This is a genomic window from Sphingomonas sp. HF-S4 (genome assembly GCF_032911445.1).
In the GTDB taxonomy this organism is placed as follows: Bacteria; Pseudomonadota; Alphaproteobacteria; order Sphingomonadales; family Sphingomonadaceae; genus Sphingomonas; species Sphingomonas agrestis.
The window spans coordinates 3,015,340-3,032,576 of the sequence record NZ_JAWJEJ010000001.1 but is presented as its reverse complement, the minus strand read 5'-3'; the positions used below and the strand labels follow the sequence as shown (position 1 = coordinate 3,032,576).

General features: G+C 67.7%; 17 protein-coding genes and 1 riboswitch. Of the genes, 10 read left to right on the top strand and 7 right to left on the bottom strand.

What is annotated here, in order from left to right; translation table 11 throughout:
• Nucleotides 1-31 precede the first annotated feature (31 nt).
• The 4 genes from RZN05_RS13805 to RZN05_RS13790 all read right to left on the bottom strand — a co-directional run bounded on the left by RZN05_RS13805 (nt 32) and on the right by RZN05_RS13790 (nt 4,423).
• Entirely contained in the window at nt 32-613 is a 582-nt protein-coding gene (locus tag RZN05_RS13805) for a manganese efflux pump MntP (RefSeq protein ID WP_317227180.1), read from the bottom strand.
• 74 nt (nt 614-687) lie between these two features.
• Nucleotides 688-786: riboswitch (yybP-ykoY riboswitch) on the bottom strand.
• Between the two features lie 204 nt (nt 787-990).
• Entirely contained in the window at nt 991-2,217 is a 1,227-nt protein-coding gene (locus tag RZN05_RS13800; RefSeq protein ID WP_317227179.1) for a cytochrome P450, read from the bottom strand.
• 32 nt (nt 2,218-2,249) lie between these two features.
• Nucleotides 2,250-3,494, bottom strand: coding sequence for an ABC transporter permease (locus RZN05_RS13795; protein ID WP_317227178.1), 1,245 nt, complete (start codon nt 3,492-3,494; stop codon nt 2,250-2,252).
• Nucleotides 3,491-4,423, bottom strand: coding sequence for an ABC transporter ATP-binding protein (locus RZN05_RS13790; protein ID WP_317227177.1), 933 nt, complete (start codon nt 4,421-4,423; stop codon nt 3,491-3,493). The genes RZN05_RS13795 and RZN05_RS13790 overlap by 4 nt, the downstream gene beginning before the upstream one ends.
• 24 nt (nt 4,424-4,447) lie before the next feature.
• On the opposite strand from RZN05_RS13790, the gene queG reads away from it, so the two are divergent.
• Nucleotides 4,448-5,515, top strand: a complete 1,068-nt coding sequence (gene queG / locus RZN05_RS13785) for a tRNA epoxyqueuosine(34) reductase QueG (protein WP_317227176.1) — start codon at nt 4,448-4,450, stop codon at nt 5,513-5,515.
• A 103-nt stretch (nt 5,516-5,618) separates the two neighbouring features.
• On the opposite strand, the gene RZN05_RS13780 is transcribed toward queG, so the two are convergent.
• Together RZN05_RS13780 and RZN05_RS13775 are read right to left on the bottom strand one after the other, a co-directional pair.
• The gene (locus RZN05_RS13780; RefSeq protein WP_317227175.1) at nt 5,619-6,002 is read right to left on the bottom strand and encodes a hypothetical protein; all 384 of its coding nucleotides are present in this window, start codon (nt 6,000-6,002) and stop codon (nt 5,619-5,621) included.
• Complete coding sequence (locus RZN05_RS13775) at nt 5,999-6,691, bottom strand: EI24 domain-containing protein (RefSeq protein WP_317227174.1); 693 nt, start codon at nt 6,689-6,691, stop codon at nt 5,999-6,001. Before RZN05_RS13775 ends, RZN05_RS13780 begins: the two co-directional genes overlap by 4 nt.
• A gap of 66 nt (nt 6,692-6,757) precedes the next feature.
• On the opposite strand from RZN05_RS13775, the gene RZN05_RS13770 reads away from it, so the two are divergent.
• The 8 genes from RZN05_RS13770 to RZN05_RS13735 all read left to right on the top strand — a co-directional run bounded on the left by RZN05_RS13770 (nt 6,758) and on the right by RZN05_RS13735 (nt 14,580).
• Entirely contained in the window at nt 6,758-7,759 is a 1,002-nt protein-coding gene (locus tag RZN05_RS13770; RefSeq protein ID WP_317227173.1) for an adenosine kinase, read from the top strand.
• 137 nt (nt 7,760-7,896) lie between these two features.
• A complete protein-coding gene (locus RZN05_RS13765; protein ID WP_317227172.1) occupies nt 7,897-9,126 on the top strand; it encodes an HD-GYP domain-containing protein in 1,230 nt (409 codons plus the stop codon).
• A 115-nt stretch (nt 9,127-9,241) separates the two neighbouring features.
• Entirely contained in the window at nt 9,242-11,407 is a 2,166-nt protein-coding gene (locus tag RZN05_RS13760; protein WP_317227171.1) for a TonB-dependent siderophore receptor, read from the top strand.
• A gap of 188 nt (nt 11,408-11,595) precedes the next feature.
• Complete coding sequence (locus tag RZN05_RS13755; protein ID WP_317227170.1) at nt 11,596-11,988, top strand: hypothetical protein; 393 nt, start codon at nt 11,596-11,598, stop codon at nt 11,986-11,988.
• 52 nt (nt 11,989-12,040) lie between these two features.
• A complete protein-coding gene (locus tag RZN05_RS13750) occupies nt 12,041-12,508 on the top strand; it encodes a DUF5991 domain-containing protein (RefSeq protein WP_317227169.1) in 468 nt (155 codons plus the stop codon).
• Nucleotides 12,509-12,572: 64 nt separating this feature from the next.
• Nucleotides 12,573-13,166, top strand: coding sequence for a TetR/AcrR family transcriptional regulator (locus RZN05_RS13745; protein ID WP_317227168.1), 594 nt, complete (start codon nt 12,573-12,575; stop codon nt 13,164-13,166).
• A gap of 22 nt (nt 13,167-13,188) precedes the next feature.
• Nucleotides 13,189-13,848 (top strand): hypothetical protein, encoded by a 660-nt coding sequence (locus tag RZN05_RS13740; RefSeq protein WP_317227167.1) that lies wholly within the window; start codon nt 13,189-13,191, stop codon nt 13,846-13,848.
• Between the two features lie 66 nt (nt 13,849-13,914).
• Nucleotides 13,915-14,580, top strand: a complete 666-nt coding sequence (locus tag RZN05_RS13735) for a zinc ribbon domain-containing protein (RefSeq protein WP_317227166.1) — start codon at nt 13,915-13,917, stop codon at nt 14,578-14,580.
• Between the two features lies 1 nt (nt 14,581).
• On the opposite strand, the gene purD is transcribed toward RZN05_RS13735, so the two are convergent.
• Nucleotides 14,582-15,853 (bottom strand): phosphoribosylamine--glycine ligase, encoded by a 1,272-nt coding sequence (gene purD / locus RZN05_RS13730; protein WP_317227165.1) that lies wholly within the window; start codon nt 15,851-15,853, stop codon nt 14,582-14,584.
• On the opposite strand from purD, the gene xseA reads away from it, so the two are divergent.
• The gene (gene xseA, locus RZN05_RS13725) at nt 15,852-17,231 is read left to right on the top strand and encodes an exodeoxyribonuclease VII large subunit (protein ID WP_317227164.1); all 1,380 of its coding nucleotides are present in this window, start codon (nt 15,852-15,854) and stop codon (nt 17,229-17,231) included. The genes purD and xseA overlap by 2 nt on opposite strands.
• The last annotated feature ends 6 nt before the right edge of the window (nt 17,232-17,237 follow it).

The window sequence follows — 17,237 nt, the reverse complement described above, 5'->3', positions numbered from 1 at the left end:
TATGTGGGGTGGGGGCAGAGCCCCCGCAACGTTAGGCGAAGGCGCCGAGATGGTCGGCGAGGATCCAGCTGCCGATCGCGATCAGCGTCGCGCCGCCCGCCATCTCGACGACGCGGCCGAGCTTGCTGCCGACCATCCGTCCGATGCTGAGCCCGATCGTCGTCATCGCGAAGGTTGCAAAGCCGATCGCCGCGGCGATCATCACGATATTCTGGCCGACCAGGGCGAGCGATACGCCGACCGCTGCGGCGTCGATGCTCGTCCCGATCGCCACCGCGACCAGCGCCAGCGCGCCACGCCATCCCGACGCCGCGGGCACTGCTTCGTCTTCGTCGGCGTCTTCGCGGGTCAGCGCTTCCCAGATCATCCGGCCGCCGACGAAACCGAGCAGCGTGAAGGCGATCCAGTGATCGACCGCACCGACGAAGCTCGCGGTGGCGATGCCGACCATCCAGCCGAGCAGCGGAGTCAGCGCCTCGATCACCCCGAATACCAGCCCGCCCTTGAGCGCGCCGGAAAGCGTGGGGCGCGTCGCGGCGCCGCGCGCGATCGACGCGGCGAAGGCGTCGGCGGACATGCTGAGCGACAAAGCGGCGATACCGAAAGGGGACATTGCAAACCTCACCGGACGCGCGACAGCGTCATCGCACCCGGCCGGTAGCGGGTTCGATGCACGCTGGTCTCGCAAGGCGAACACGGTTCGCTGATCGCACCATGTGCCACGGCACAAGTGTGTTGACGCGATCTCGGCATGGGTGCCGATAGCTACTCCCCAACAAGGATGGGTTTAGCAGGCGGGGATTTTTGTGCAAGTGCGAAGGAGCTATCCTCCCCCCTCCCTGAAAGGGAGGGGCAGGGGGTGGGTGCGCGCGTCTGCGCGCTCAAAAAGACTCATCGCCAAGCATCGAAGCGTCGAGCAGGGCATCGAGCCCTGCCCAACGCTAAACCCACCCCCAACCCCTCCCTTTCAGGGAGGGGAGTCTCTCAGTCTCAATACCGCTCCAGCTCCACCGGCATCTGCTTGTACCCGTGCACGAAGCACGCCGCGACGCGCTCGGGTTCGCCCAGCACGTTCACGCGCAACCGCCGCTTGGCCATCTCTTCGAGCAATATCCCGATCTGCAATTCGGCCAGCCGCGCGCCGACGCAGCGGTGGATGCCGTGGCCGAATGCCAGGTGCCGCCGCGCATTCTCGCGATCGACGATGATCTTGTCGGCCTCGGGAAAGATGCTCTCGTCGCGATTGGCCGAGAGATACCACAGCGCCAGCTTGTCGCCCTCGCGGATCTTCTGGCCTTCCAGCTCGGTGTCCTGTGTCGCGGTGCGGCGCATGTGCGCTAGCGGGGTCTGCCATCGGATGATCTCCTGCACTGCATTGGGGATCAGCGCGGGATTCGCCTCCAGCTTGGCGCGCTCGTCGGGAAACTGGCTCAGCCCCCAGGCATAGGCGCTCATCGAGTTGCGCGTCGTGTCGTTGCCGCCGACGATCAGCAGGATCAAATTCCCGAGGAACTCCATCTGGTCCATGTGCGCCATCGCGTCCGAATGGATCATCATCGAGATCAGGTCGGGCGCGGGCTCCTTGCCGATCCGGCTCTGCCACAGATTGCCGAAATAGGCGGCGCATTCGAACAGGATCGTCCGCCGCTGGTCCTTCCGCACCGGATCCTTGGCGATTTCGATGTCGCCGGCCCAATCGGACCAATAGGTCAGCAGCCGCCGTTCCTCCCACGGAAAGTCGAACAGGATCGCGAGCATCTGCGTGGTCAGCTCGATCGAGACGGTATCGACCCAGTCGAACGGCGTGCCCACCGGCAGCGAATCGAGGATTTCAGTAGTACGGCCGCGGATATTCTCGGTCATCCGCACCATTTCCGAAGGGGTGAACGCCGGTGCCACCGTCCGCCGCTGGCCGGTATGCTTGGGCCGGTCCATCGCGATGAACATCGGCATCTTGATGTCGCCTTCCTGGAGGTCGGCGATGGTGATCCCGCCGGCCTGCGACGAATAGAGATCGGGCAGCGATTCGACCTGGACGATCGGCTTGTACGACGAGACCGACCAGAACGGCCCGAACGCGCTATGCTCGGTATGATAGACCGGCGCCCGCTCGCGCAGTTCGCGGAACGGAGCCTGCCAGACATCGTCGCGATAGAGCTCGGGCCGGCTCATATCGAGAGGATCGACGGAAACCGACTCGGCCGCATGCGTCGCCATATGCCTCTCCTGTCTCTTGGGAGAGGAGACCCTTAACTGACAGTCGTGTCAATAGCGGGGCGCTCCGCCTGCCGCTTGCTGCGCTTCGGACTGCCCGACTTGAGCACCCCGCGGCGGAACAGCCGCGCCGCAACCGTCACCGTGATCGCCACCCACAAGGCCTGCCAGGCAATAGCGAGCGCGTGCGGCCATAGCGCGGGCGAGTTCGCGGCGTGCGCCGCCATCGCCAGCGGCGAGCTGAACGGGAAGATCTCCGCGGCGAGCGCGGCCCAGGTCCCCGGATTGCCCGCGGCGAACGACGCGAAGCCGAACATCGCGAACTGGAAGATCGTGATCGGCAGCGACAGCATCTGGATCTCACGCTGTGTCCCCGCGAGCGATCCGATGCCGAGGAACACCGCGCTCTGCAGCATGTACGCCATCGTGAAATAGACGACGAACAGCAATGCGAAGATCGGCCCGACCGCGACGCTCAGGTCGCTCAGCCCGTCGGCGATCGCCACGGGGAGGAAGCGGGGGAGATTGGCGAACAATGTCCCCCAGAAGCAGACGAACAGCATCGCCGATCCGAACGCGCCGAGCAGCTTGCCGAAAAACACGCTCTCCAGCGGGATCGCCGCGGCGAGCACTTCGATAACCTTGTTCGACCGCTCCTCGGCCATCGCGCCGACCGCCTGGCCCGACAGCATCAGCGTCAGGAAGAAGATGCCGAGCGTCGCGAAGAACGCGGTCTGGCTACGGCCGCCGCCGGTCGCCTGGCCCGACGTCACTACGACGATCTCGGGCTCGCTCAGCGGGCGCGCGCCGCCAGTCTGCTCCACGCGCAGCGCATATTCGGCGAGCTGGGCGAGATAATTGGCGTCCGACCAGCCCGAGGGCCGGCGGAGGATTTGCGGCCGGGCAAGCGGACCATAGAGCACCGCGGCCGCGTCATATTGCTTGCTGTCGAGCAGCGCGCGCGCCTGCGCCGCGACATCGTCGCCCGGCCCTTCGATCTGGAGCGCCGGCCGCGCCTTGGGCGTGGTGAACAATTTCCGCAGCGCGCGATCGGCGGCGGCGATCTCGGCGGCTTCGCGCGGGCCGGCGATCACGACGACGCGCTGGCGCGCCTCGCCGCTGCCCGCCGCGCTGCTCGCGGTCATGCTGCCGACCAGCCCGAAGCCGACCATCAGCAGCGGGCTTAGCAGGAACAGCAGGAAGGTCGGCGTCATCACCGTCGCGGTGAAGTCGCGGCGCGCGACGGTGAGCGCCTGGCGGAGCATCCGGCCGAACTTCATGCCGCCTGCTCCAAAGCTTCGGGTCCGACGATCTTGACGAAGGCGTCGTGCAGCCCGGGCCGCTCGATCGACAGGCCGGAAATGCCGTACCCCGCATCGATCAGCCGGACGAGCAGCGCCTCGATCCCCTCGGCCGGGACCGTGAAGCGCCAGCTGCCATTCTCGCGCTCGGCATCGGCGGGGAGCAGCGCACCCGCGGTGTCGGCGTGATGATGGGGGGTGTAATGCGCCTTGAGCGGCAGCAGCGCGCGGGCCTGATCCACCGTGCCTTCGAACTTCACTACGCCCCCGGCGATGATCGACAGGTGGTCGCACAGCCGCTCGGCATGCGCCATGACGTGCGTCGAGAACAGGATCGTCGCGCCACGGTCGCGCTGGCCGCGGATCAGCTTCTCGAGCCGCTCCTGGTTGACGGGGTCGAGCCCCGAAAAGGGTTCGTCGAGCACGAGCAATTCGGGCTCGTGGACCACCGAGCCGAGCAGCTGGACGAGCTGCGCCATGCCCTTGGAGAGCTTGCGGATCTTGTCGTCGGCGGCATGGCCGAGGCCTGCCTGCTCGAGCAGCTCGCCCGCGCGCTTGCGGCCGGTGCTCCAGGGCAGCCCGCGCAGCGCGCCCATGAACGCGATCGCCTCGCGGCACTTCATGTTGGGATAGAGCCCGCGTTCCTCGGGGAGGTAGCCCACCCGGTCGCTCGCGTCGCGCGGCGCGGCTTCGCCGAGCAGCATCCGCTCGCCGCCATCGGGCTCGATGATCCCGAGCAGCATCCGCAGCGTCGTGGTCTTGCCCGCGCCATTAGGTCCCAGCACGCCATAGATCAGCCCCTTGGGCACGGCGATGCTCACGCCGTTGACCGCGCGCTTGTCGCCGAACTTCTTGACGAGCGCTGTGGCGCTCACCGCCAGGTCGCTGCTCAAATAGGTGCCCTCCATAGCGCTTCGTGGTAGCGGGTCGGCGTGCGCCAAGACAAGCCACTCGAAGACCGGATCAAGGAGAAGGCCGCCGAAATCGGTTTCGCCGATTGCGGAATCGCGCGCGCCGATGCCGCGCCGGCGGCGGGCGCGCGGCTGCACCAGTGGCTCGCCGAGGGGCGCCACGGCTCGATGATCTGGATGGAGGAGCGCGCGCACCACCGCGAGAGCCCCGCCGGGCTCTGGCCCGAGGTCCGCTCGATCATCGCGCTCGGGATGAGCTATGCCCCCACCGTCGATCCGCTGGCGCTGGCGGGAGAGCGCGAGATCGGCCGGATCTCGGTCTATGCCCAGGGCGGCGATTATCACGACCTGATCAAGCGGCGGCTCAAGGAACTGGCGCGCTGGCTGGTCGGCGAGGCGCCGGGCGCCGACGTCAAGGTATTCGTCGATACCGCGCCGGTGATGGAGAAGCCCTTGTCCGAAGCCGCGGGGCTCGGCTGGCAGGGCAAGCACACCAATCTCGTCAGCCGCAGCCATGGCAGCTGGCTGTTCCTCGGCGCGATCTACACCACGCTCGAACTTTTCCCCGACCAGCGCGGCGCCTCGACCTGCGGAAGCTGCGACGCGTGCCAGACGGCGTGCCCTACGAACGCGTTTCCCGCGCCGTACCGGCTCGATGCGCGGCGGTGCATCTCGTATTTGACCATCGAGCATAAGGGCCCGATCCCGCACGAATTCCGCGAGGGAATCGGAAACCGGATCTATGGCTGCGACGATTGCCTCGCGGTCTGCCCGTGGAACAAGTTTGCCGCCGCCGCCCAGGCAAACCTCGCCTTCGCCCCGCGGGCAGAGCTGACCGCGCCTGCGCTGGCCGACCTGCTCGCGCTCGACGATGCGGCGTTCCGCGAGGTGTTCGCCGGATCGCCGATCAAGCGGATCGGGCGCGACCGGATGGTGCGCAATTGCCTGATCGCGGCAGGGAACAGCGGGAGTGCGGCACTGGTGCCGCCGGTGCGCGCGCTGCTCGGCGATCCCGACGAGACGATCCGCGAAGCGGCGGAGTGGGCGTTGGCGCGGCTATGTTCCCCTCCCGCTTGCGGGAGGGGTTAGGGGAGGGGCTGAAGTGGCGGCTTGGCCACCGTTGTCCGCTCCATCCCCGTCGGTCCCTCCCCCGACCCCTCCCGCAAGCTGGAGGGGAGCGCAATGGGCGACCTTACCGCCCCGCCGGTCGCTTCGCCGCCAGCGCGGCCAGGCAGCTTGCCTGGTCGATCGGTCCGCCATCGCGCTGACGGGTGTCGACATAGGTCACCACCGGCTCGCCGCGGCCCTTCTGCGGATAGAGATAGGCGTCGAGCACGCAGATCGGCCCGGCGAACTGGAGCTTCCGCGCCGGGCCCTCGGTCGCGTCGATCGCGGGCTGGCCGAACTGGGCGATCAGCCGCGGCGCGGTCTGGCCCTTGACCGCGGCGATGCTCGCCGGGGTGGCCGCGGGAGCCGCGCCGGGGACGGGGACATAGGCGGCCGGGCGCGCCTCGGGGATCATCGGTCCCCCGCATCCGCCCAGCGCCATCATGCCCGCCAAAACCCAGAACCTCATGTACTTCTCCCGCGATGGAATGCGTGCGTCGCCATCGCCGCGCCGAGCACCGGCGCGACCAGGGCGACCAGCGGCACCAGCAACAGCCCGGTGCCGACCGCGCCGAGCGCGAAGCGGCGCGCCTTGGTGCCGCGCCGCCACTCGGCTAGCGCGCGATAGGGCATATGCCGCGCCGCGACCATGTCGCCAAGGTCGCGCCCGAGCAGCCAGGCATTGACCAGGAAGAAGGCAAGCGCGGTGCCCACCCCGGTGACGAGCAGCATCAGATAGAGCGGCGACAGCAGCAGATTATAGCCGATCGCGCGCGCCGCCGAACCGACCCCCATCGCGATCGACCGCCCGATCGGCACGTCGCGCGCGGCCGCGTGCGCGGCGGGATAATGTTTGGCCTCGACCGCGGCGACGACGTCGTCGGCGAAGATCCCCACGACGGCGACGGCGACCGCGCGGAACAGCAGCCACCAGCCGAATAGGAACAACAACAGGGTCGCGACATCGGCGAACGGCCCGGCGTCGGGGCCGAACCCTATCCATTCGCTCGCCGCGCCGCCGATCCAGTCCATCGCGAACCACAGCCCGATGCCCAATCCGGCGAAGAGCAGCAGCGTGAGGGCAAGCGACTTGAGCAAGACCCGCAATACCGGCCGGTCGGTCAATTGCCCGATCGCGAGGAAGAAGCCTTGAATCATTGCGCTATTCCTTGCCCATGACTAGGGCGTCGGCGCAACCCAATCGCGCCATTCGGAGCCCCAGACTTGACCAAGCCCACCTATGACGTCGTCGCCATCGGCAATGCGATCGTCGATATCCTCGCCCAGGCCGAGGACAGCTTCATCGAGGAGATCGGCGTCGCCAAGGGCTCGATGCAGTTGATGTTCTCGCCCGAGGAAGCCGACGCGCTCTACGCCAAGATGGGCCCCGGCCGCGAAGTCTCGGGCGGCTCGGCGGGCAACACCGTTGCCGGTATCGCGGCGCTGGGCGGCAAGACCGCGTTCATCGGCCAGGTTGCCGACGACCAGCTCGGCGAAGTCTTCGCGCACGACCTGCGTGCCGCCGGCGTCGACTTCAACACCGCGGTGCGCCCCGGCCAGCCGACCACCGCGCGCTGCCTGATCTTCGTCACGCCCGATGGCCAGCGCACGATGAACACCTTCCTTGGCGCGTCGCAGTTCCTGCCTGCCGCCGCGCTCGACGAGAAGGTGATCGCCGACGGCGCGATCCTCTACCTCGAAGGCTATCTGTGGGATCCCGAAGAGCCGCGCGCGGCGATGCGCAAGGCGATCGAAATCGCCCGCGCCGCTGGGCGGAAGGTCGCGTTCACGCTCTCCGACGTGTTCTGCATCTCGCGCCACGGCGGCGATTTCCGCAAGCTGATCGATGACGGGCTGATCGACATCCTGTTCGCCAACGAGAACGAGCTGCTCGCCTTGTGCGAGCATGCGGAGTTTGAATCGGCAGTCGCGCACATCCACGGCAAGGTGCCTTTGCTCGTCGTCACCCGCGGCGAGAAGGGCGCGATGGCGCTCCAGGGCAGCGAGCGCGTCGAAGTCGGCGCCGAGCCGATCGAACGGCTGGTCGACACCACTGGCGCGGGCGACATGTTCGCCGCGGGCTTCCTGTTCGGCCAGGCGCAGGGCCGCGGACTGCAGGACTCGCTGCGCCTCGGCGCGATCTGCGCGGCCGAGATCATCCAGCATTACGGCGCGCGCGCCGAGAAGGACCTCAAGAAGCTCGCAGCCGAGTCGGTGGCCGGCTGATTTCCCGGACCCGCGGCGGCACAGGCGGTCGCGGGTCTGACGTTCCAGGTCTGAGACACACCTGCCAGCGCGTCTTAAATCCACCGTAACCTGACATGGACTAGTCCGATTCGGAGAGATTGCTCAGGGTCGAACGCTTGCTGCAACGGATTGCGCCAAGTCAGGTCAAGATCGGGATGTATATCCACGGGTTCGAAGGCTCGTGGTTCAGCCATCCCTTCTGGCGCACGCGCTTCCTGCTCGAACGCCCCGAGGATCTTGCCGCCGTCCTGGCCAGCGACGTTCCCGCGGTATTGATCGATGTCGAGCGCGGGCTGCCGGCGCTCGTCCCGGAAACACCCCGCGCGTCGGTATCGCGCGTCCAGATCGCACTGGCGGCCGGCGCTCCCGTGACGATGGCGCCGCGCGATGTCGCCAAGGCCGATCGCGAAGAGGCGCGTAAGACGATCGCGCGCTCGAAGCGCGTGATGAAGGGCGTATTCGACGGCGCCCGGCTCGGCGATCCGGTCGATGCCGAAGCGGTGATGCCGGTGGTCGAGGACATCTCGGCCGCGGTCGATCGCAATCCGGGGATGTTCATCGACATGGCGCGGCTCAAGTCGAAGGACGAATATACGTACATGCATTCGGTCTCGGTCTGCGCGCTGATGGTCAATCTCGCGCGCCAGATCGGGCTCGACGAGGACCAGGTCCGCTCGATGGGACTTGCCGGTCTGCTTCACGATGTCGGCAAGATGGCGGTGCCCGACGAAGTGCTCAACAAGCCCGGTCGGCTGACCGAGGAAGAGTTCGCGCTGATCCGCGCGCATCCCGAGCAGGGGCATGCGATGCTCGAGCATGGCGAGGGTGTTACCCAGGAAGTGCTCGACGTCAGCCTGCTCCATCACGAGAAGGTCGACGGCAGCGGCTATCCCTATGGACTCAAGGGCGATGCGATCAGCCTCGCCGCGCGGATGGGGGCGATCTGCGATGTCTATGACGCGCTGACCTCGGATCGCCAGTACAAGCAGGGCTGGACCCCGCTCAAGGCCGCGACCGAGATGCACGGCTGGCAGGGCCATTTCGACCGCGATCTGCTGTTCAAGTTCTTTCGCGGGATCGGGGTGGTCCCCACCGGGCTGCTCGTGCGGATGCGCTCCAACCGGCTCGGCATCGCGCTGCCCGACGGCGGAAAGGAGGCGCGCAGCAAGGTCCGCGTCTTTCATTGCGCGCTCGAACGCGTGCCGCTCACGCTCGAGGACGTGTTCCTGTGCAGCTCGGGCGGCGCCGACCATATCGTCAGCGAGGAGGATCCCGATCGCTGGGGCTTCGCCGACTGGGGCAAGCTCTCCGAGCAGTTGATTGCGGGCCGTATCGGCCGCGCCTGAGCGCCGCGCTGGGAGAAATTGCCCCCGCGTGGCGGGTTTTGTTGCAAACGGTTCTTATTAGCACTAATGGCCCCGTCGTGCCGCTCAGGGCGGCTCTGTAGATTGGGGAAGACCGTTGACTTCGAAGCTTGCTCTCACCCTCGGCGTGGCGCTGGCCGCGCTGGCATCGCCCGCCTTTGCGCAGACCGCAGACGAAGCGCGATCCGAGGACGAGATCGTCGTCAGCGGCCGCTATACGATCCCCGACAAGATCGACACGGCGACGGGGCTCGGCCTCACCGTGCGCGAGACGCCGCAGTCGGTGAGCATCGTCACTGCGCAGCGCATCCTCGACCAGAACCTGATCAGCGTCGCCGACGTGATCAACAACGGCATTGGCGTGTCGGTCAACGAAGTCGACGACGTCCGCAACACCTTCTTCGCGCGCGGCTTCGAGATCCGCAACACCCAGGTCGATGGCGTGCCCGCGGCCTGGACGCTCGCCGGCGGCAATGGCGAGACCAGCATCGACATGTCGATCTACGAGCGCGTCGAGATCGTGCGCGGCGCGACCGGGCTGCTCTCGGGCGCCGGCGATCCCTCGGCATCGGTCAATCTGGTGCGCAAGCACGCCGACGCCACCGACTGGACCGGCTATGTCAACGCGCAGGCCGGGAGCTGGAACACCTATCGCGTCTCGGCCGATATCGGCGGCGCGCTCGATGCGGCCGGCCGCATCCGCGTCCGCGCCGTCGGCCGCTACGAGAACGGCAAGAACTTCACCGATCTGCTCCACACCCGGAAGTGGGTGCTCTATGGCGTGGTCGATGCCGATGTGACCGACACCACGCTGGTCCGCGCGGGCATCAGCCACCAGGACACCAAGCCCAAGGGCGCGACCTGGGGTGCGCTGCCGACCTTCTACAGCGACGGCACCGTGACTACCGACCTTGGCCGCGCGCAGACCACCGCGGCGGACTGGACCTATTGGAACTCGACCAACCAGAACATCTTCGGGAGCATCCGCCAGGAGATCGGCGACCGCTGGAGCATCACCGCCAACTATAACCGGCTCAAGAACACCGGCGACACCCAGCTGCTCTACCTGTACGGCACCGCCGACCGCGCGACCGGCACGATCGCGAGCAGCAACCCGTACAAGTCGGTGGGCGACAGCGTCCAGGAGAGCTTCGACGGCCAGATCCAGGGGCGCGTCAAGCTGTTCGGCCGCGATCACGAGGTCGTGATCGGCGCGCTGCACAGCGTGCTCAACCGCCACACCGACAATTACGTGGCGCCCTACACGCGCAACAATCCAGCCTGGGGCGCCGGATTGAACGATTGGGCAATCAATGTGCCCGTCCTCGGTCGCGAAGGCGCGGACTTCGCCGAGCCGGTTTGGGGCACCACCGCGGTGCGTAACGAGCAGGAGCGGATCGAGCAGACCGGCTATTACGGCGCGGTCCGATTCAACCTCGCCGATCCGCTCAAGATCATCGCGGGCGGCCGCATCGCGAGCTGGCGCCAGCGCGGCTTCGCGTGGAGCGGGCCGAGCGACTATGGCAATGACGACGAGTTCATCCCCTATGTCGGTGCGCTGCTCGACGTAACCTCGAACCATCGCCTGTACGCCAGCTACACGCGCATCTTCCAGCCGCAGAACCTGCGCACGCGCACCAACGAGCTGATCGCGCCGCTCGACGGCAAGGCCTATGAGATCGGCCTCAAGAGCGCCTTCTTCAACGAAGCGCTGCAGACCTCGGTCGCGCTGTTCCGCATCAAGCAGGACAATGTCGGCCAGACCGACGGGGCGCCGATCCCGGTCCCGGGCGGCACGCCCTTCCAGCCCTATCGCGCGGCGCAGGGCGTCACCAGCGAGGGCTTCGAGATCGAAGTCACCGGCAAGCCGCTGCCCGACTGGAACATCAATTTGGGCTACAGCCAGTTCAAGGCCGAGGACGAGAACGGCGTCGCCGCCAATACCGAGCAGCCGCGCCGCCTGCTCAAGCTGTTCACCACCTATACGATCGATCGCCTGACCCTGGGCGGCGGCGTCAACTATCGCAGCGAGGCGTTCACGATCGCGCCCAATCCGGTCACGAACGCGCCATTCCGCTTCGAGCAGGACGGCTTCACGCTGGTCAATCTGATGGCGCGCTATGCGCTGACCTACAATGTCCAGCTCCAAGCCAATGTCGAGAATCTGCTCGACGAGACCTATTACAGCCAGATGGGCACGTTCAGCCAGTATCGCTACGGCGCGCCGCGCAACTTCACGGTGGGCGCGACCTTCAAGTTCTGAGCGCGGCACCGGATCGATCGATGGCGCTCGTGGTCCAGGCCGCGGGCGCCATTTTCGTTTGGGCGCATGCCGCACACAATTGATCGCTGATCAATTGAACTTAAATGAGCATTGATCAATTATCTCCTCATGGCCAGTCGGTCATGTCCCTTCGTCTGATGGCGCAGGGAAGACGAAGGAGAAAGACCATGAAGCGCACGCACTTCATCGCAGCCCTCGGCCTCGCCGCGGCGCTCGCGAGCCAGCCTGCCGCTGCGTCCGCCCCCATCAAGATCACGGGGCGCACGCTTGCCAGCCAGCAGCTGGCGACCGACCTGCTCCGCCAGATTGCCGCCTATTCGAAGCGCAGCGGTGGCTGCTCGATGCTGTTCTCGGCGCATGTCGACGTGATGCCCAGCAGTTTCGTGCCCCAGCAGCCGACCAAGCCGGCGCCTGCGCTCGGGGGTCATTACGAGATCTGGACCGTCAACGCCTGTGCCGCGAAGCAGCGCTTCCAGGTCGCGATGTGGCCGTTGCCGCGCGGCGGCGCCGATTTCGCGATCACGCCGCTCAGCGGGCGCATGTCGCTATTGAGCCGCTGAGCCCGAACCCGAACTCGAACATTGTCGAACTGACCAACCAAGGAGACGCATCGTGAAGAAGCTTCCTGCAGGGACGCCATCGATCGGCATGATGATCGCGGCTGCGGCCGCGGTGCTGCCGAACCCCGCCACCGCCCAGGTCGCCGGCTGGAACGGCCGCTATGTCTGGGAAGAGGATGTCGGCCGCCATGGCGGCACCACGCCGTCGGACAGCGTCGTCGCGTTCATCACCTACACGCTGTCGATCGGGCCGGGGAACGGCCCCACCGGGTGCCTGCTCACCGGCCAGGGCTTCCAGACCAATCGCCGGATCCAGTGCACGGTCACTCCGCGCGGCAATGCGATCACGGTCAAGTTCTACAAGTTCGGCGCGGACAATGTCGGCGGGCGCTATCCCTCGGGCCAGCCGCTGTTCACGCTGACCCGCACGCCGCGTGGCATCGTCACGTCGCTGAACGGCCTGGGCGCATCGAGCCGCACGACCCCGCACCGCGGCATGCTGTTCCGCCGCGCGGGCTAAAAACCCCTCTCAGCCCCTGCCGGCGTCTGCCGGCGGGTGCTACCCCTCCATCGAGCGAGATTTCATGGGCCGACGATCCGATCACAGCCGCGACGAACTGCGCGCGCTTATTCTCCAGGCCGGCGAGGCGGTGATCGCCGAACGGGGCCTGTCGGGCTTCTCGGCGCGCGAAGTCGCCAAGCGCGTCGGCTACACGATCGGGACGATCCACAATGTCTTCGGGAATGTCGACGGACTGATCACCGCGATCAACACGCGCACGTTCGAGCTCTGGGCCGAGGCGCTCGAAGCGCGGCTGGAGCAGGCGAGGGAGGATCGGATCGCGGCGCTGGTCGCGGCCTATTTCGCCTTTGCCCGGGCGAACCCGCTGCGCTGGCCGGCGATCTACGAACATCGTCCGGCGCCGGAGACGATCTCGCCCGAACAGGCCGAGGTGCGGCAGCGCCTGATGCGGGTCGTCGTCCGCGAAGTCGCCGTCACGCTCGGCCGCGGACCCGACGAGGCGATCGGAACGTTGGCCCGCTCGCTGGTGGCAACGGTCCATGGCCATTGCACGTTCGACGTCAGCGGCGCCTGGGCCGCGATGGGCGAGCGCGATGTCGAGGCGGCGGCGCTGGCACGGGTGCGCGAGAGCATCGCCGCGGCGCGGACCGGCTGACGTACAGGTTGGAGGACGACCCATGGGACTCATCTCGCTCTTCGGCGCCGGCATGGCGATGCAATTCGAGAAGCACGGTACCGGCTATGTCTATCGCGCCAACGGCACCGGGCCGGCGCTGCCGGTCAGCGAAGCCGAATTCGAGCGCTTCGTCTTCAAGGGCGGGGTGAGCTTCCTGCTCCATGTCGCGGCGTTCTTCCTCTGCGTCGTGGCGGCAGCGATGGTGACCGCGATGTGGTTTCCGCAGGGCGACGAGGCGGGCGGGTTCGTGCTGATGGGCGCGATGCTCGTCGCGATCGGCTGGGCGCTCTATCGCTCGGTGCGCTGGAGCCTGTTCGCGCCTGCCCGCGCACTCGCCGATCGCGCTGCGGTGTCGCCGGCGCGCCCGGCGAGCGCACGCCCGCGTCCGCGCCTTGCCGGCGGCAAGCGGCCGGCAGCGCCCGCCCCGAAGCCCCGCGGCGGCTGGCTGCTGGTGCTGCTCTTCGCGATCGCCGAGTTCATCGGGGGACTTCTTGCCGCGCTGTTCGGCTATCAGGCGCTCTTCGGGCTCGGCTATGGTGCAGGACTGGTGGGCGGGCTTCTTTTCGGCGTGCTGACGGCCTTCCTGATCGATCGCTGGTGCCAGCGCGTGACCCGACGCAGCCCTACCGAATTCCTGCAGATCCTACGCATTTTCGATTGAAGTCGCCCTGCGGAACGATTTCGCGGCTGCGGCGTCGTTGGGCTCGGCGTGGACGAGGAGCAAGAAATGGCATTTTGCAGCCAATGCGGTACTGCCCTTCCCGACAATGCCCGCTTCTGCCCGAAGTGTGGCGAGGCGGTGACCGCCGATGCGGAACCCGTGCCGACTCCAGCCCCGCCGGCGGTGGTCCACGCGACGCCCGGCCCACTACCCGAGCGCGCCGCGCCGCCGCCGCGTTCGGGGCGGGGCGGGCTGATCCTGCCGGTGCTGCTCGTCCTCGCACTGGCGGTGATCGGCTTCGCGCTGTGGAGCCAGCGCGACGGCGCCCGGCCGATTGCCGGCGACAACGCCTCCGAAGCCGTCGAGGCGCCCGAGAAGGCGGGTGACGCGCCTGCGTCCGAGGAAAAGACCGAGCAGACGGCCGAAACCCGCACGAGCACCACGGCGGCGAGCCTCGATTCGGCGTTCAACGCCGATCCGCAGGGCGCCCGCGCGCGCTATCCCGGACCGGTGACGGTCAGCGGTACGGTCGCGACGATGGTGACGCCGGGATCCACGCCGGCGCTCTCGCTCGAAGGGCGGACGAAGTTCAACTACATCGTCGCGAACTTCCCTTCGGGCACGCGCGAGCAACTCGCCGGCGTCGCCAAGGGCGACCGCGTCGCTCTCGCATGCCGAAGCGTCACTGCCATCGCCGGCACCACGATGCTGCAGGGCTGCGCGCTCGAATAGTTTACCCTTGATCGTCCTCGCGCGCGACTTCGCGCCAGCCGATGTCGCGGCGGCAGAAGCCGCTCGGGAAGTCGATCGCGTCGACCGCGCGATACGCCGCGGCCTGCGCCTCGCTTACGCTCGATCCACGCGCGGTGACCGCCAGCACGCGCCCGCCGCTTGCCACCAGCGAATCGCCGTCGCTGCGCGTGCCGGCGTGGAATACCTTGGCGCCGGTTGCCTCGGCTGCGTCGATCCCGGCGATCGTGCCGCCGGTCTCGGGGGTGCCGGGATAGCCCTTCGCCGCCATCACCACGGTCAGCGCGGTATCGGCGGAGAATTCCGGATCGGCGCGTCCCGCCAGCTCACCCTTGGCGATCGCGATCATCAGCTCGAGCAGATCGCCTTCGAAGCGCAGCATCAGCACCTGGCATTCGGGGTCGCCGAAGCGGGCATTGTATTCGATCAGCTTGGGGCCGTCGGCGGTGAGCATCAGCCCGGCATAGAGCACCCCCGAATACGGCGATCCCATCCGCGCCAGCGCCTCGACCGTGGGACGGACGATCTCGTCGATCGCGCGCTGCTCCAGCGCCGGGGTTAGCACTCGGGCGGGGCTGTACGCCCCCATGCCGCCGGTGTTCGGGCCGGTGTCGCCGTCGCCGACGCGCTTATGGTCCTGGGCCGATCCGAATGGGAGCAGCGTCGTGCCGTCGGTCAGCACGAACAAGCTGGCTTCCTCGCCCTCGAGAAACTCCTCGATCACCGCGCTCGCACCGTTCACCGCGAAGATCGCCTGGATCGCTTCCTCGGCCTCGTCGCGCGTCGTCGCGACGGTGACGCCCTTGCCCGCGGCGAGGCCGTCGGCCTTGATCACCACCGGCAGGCCGAAATCCTCGAGGCTGGCAAGGGCGCCGTCACGGCTCTCGACGCGGACATAGCCTGCGGTCGGGATGTTCTCGCGCGCGCACAGATCCTTGGTGAAGCCCTTCGATCCCTCGAGCTGCGCGGGCAGCTTGTTGGGCCCGAACACGCCGATCCCCATCGTGCGCAGATTGTCGCCCAAGCCCTCGACCAGCGGCGCCTCCGGGCCGATCACCACGAACTGGATCGAGTGGCGGATGCAGAAATCGATCACCGCGCGGTGGTCCGACAGCGCCAGCTCGGCGGTCTCGGCGTGCTGCGCTATTCCCGGATTGCCCGGCGCGGCGTAGAGCCGGGTCAGCAGCGGCGATTGTGCGAGCTTCCAGGCAAGCGCATGTTCGCGGCCCCCCGACCCGAGTAGCAGGACGTTCATGGCCGACCCCTTTTCCGATACGTCATCCGCGCGGCTCGTAGCCGAGCAAGTGCCGGGGGACAACGCACCCGCGATGAGCGTCAGCGAACTCTCGCAGTCGCTCAAGCGCATGGTCGAGGGCGAGTTCGGCCATGTCCGGTTGCGCGGCGAGATTTCGGGATGGAAGCGCGCCGCCTCGGGGCATGCCTATCTGGCGCTCAAGGATGCCGATGCGGTGATCGACGGGGTGATCTGGCGCGGCGCTGCCAGCGCGATCCCGTTCCAGCCGCAGGACGGGATCGAAGTCGTGGTCACCGGCAAGCTAACCATTTATCCCGGCCGCTCCAAATACCAGATCGTCATCGATCGGATGGAGCTCGCCGGCGAAGGCGCGCTGATGGCGCTGTTCGAGAAACTGAAGGCCAAGCTGGCGGGCGAGGGGCTGTTCGATCGCGAGCGCAAGCGGCCCTTGCCCTATATGCCGCGCACGATCGGCGTGGTGACCTCGCCCACCGGCGCGGTGATCCGCGATATTCTCCACCGCCTCGCCGATCGCTTTCCCAGTCATGTCCTCGTCTGGCCGGTCAAGGTGCAGGGAGAGGGGGCCGCTGCCGAGGTCGCCGCCGCGGTCCAGGGGTTCAACGCGCTGCCCCAAGATGGTCCGATCCGCCGTCCCGACCTGCTGATCGTCGCGCGCGGCGGTGGCTCGATCGAGGATCTATGGGCGTTCAACGAGGAAGTCGCGGTCCGCGCGGTCGCGAACAGCGCGATTCCGGTCATTTCCGCGGTCGGTCACGAGACCGATACGAGCCTGTGCGACTTCGCCGCCGACTTGCGCGCGCCGACGCCGACCGCCGCCGCGGAGATGGCGGTGCCGGTGCTCGCGGACGTACGCCACACCGTCGCGACGCTCGCGCACCGCACCGAACGTTGCGTCCGCCGCTATCACGAGCGTGCCGGCGAGCGGCTTCAGGCGCTCGTCCGGATTTTGCCGCGCCGCGATGCGCTGCTCGGCCCCCAGCGGCAGAAGATGGACGACATGGCGGGCCGGCTCGACCGCGCGCTCGAGCGCCGCGTGACGCTGGCGCGTGCGCAGCTGGATCGCGACGCCGGGGCATTGCGGCCTGCGATGCTCGATCAGAAGCTGCGCGCAGCGTCGGAGCGATTGGCCGCGCTTTCCAGCCACTTGAAGCTGGTCCATCCCAATCGCCCGCTCGAAAAGGGCTATGCCTGGGTCGAGGCGCGCGGCACGCGGAAAGTCGTCGGCACGGCGGCCGACGCCCGCTCCGCCCAGGCCGTGACGCTCCACTTCATCGATGGCCCGGTCGACGCTCGGGTTGAGCGTCCGGGCGGCAAGACCTACACTGGTTCAGGCCCCGAACAGCCTTCGCTGCTATGAATCCAA